A 311-nucleotide genomic window follows, 5' to 3' on the forward strand; every position below is an offset into this window, starting at 1 on the left:
GTGTTGGGCCGTATTGCGATGTGATGCCCAGCCAAACCTTTGGCGATGCTGAAGTAGCGTTTCTGAAAACGAAAACGGCTGTGATAAGCCTTGGCTAATACGTCGTCCGGTCCGTACTCAAAGGTTGGTAACTGTTGCGGATAAGCCCATGGGCTGGCTCTATACCGGTCCATAGGCACCTTGTAGTCCAGCGCCTGATGGGGCCGTTGCAGGTTATAAACATCACGCCACCGATCAAATGCTGCTTGAGCTTCCTTGAGCGTGGAAAACTGACGCCCTTCAAGTACTTCGGCCTTGAGTGAGCGATGGAA

1 protein-coding gene is annotated in these 311 nt (G+C 52.7%); it reads right to left on the bottom strand.

Translation table 11 applies throughout. From position 1 onward, the window contains the following. A partial coding sequence (locus tag TMES_RS22175) for an integrase core domain-containing protein (protein ID WP_245835551.1) occupies positions 1-311 on the bottom strand: 311 nt, incomplete at both ends.

Origin of the sequence: Thalassospira mesophila, assembly GCF_002115755.1 — a bacterium.
Taxonomy (GTDB): domain Bacteria; phylum Pseudomonadota; class Alphaproteobacteria; order Rhodospirillales; family Thalassospiraceae; genus Thalassospira; species Thalassospira mesophila.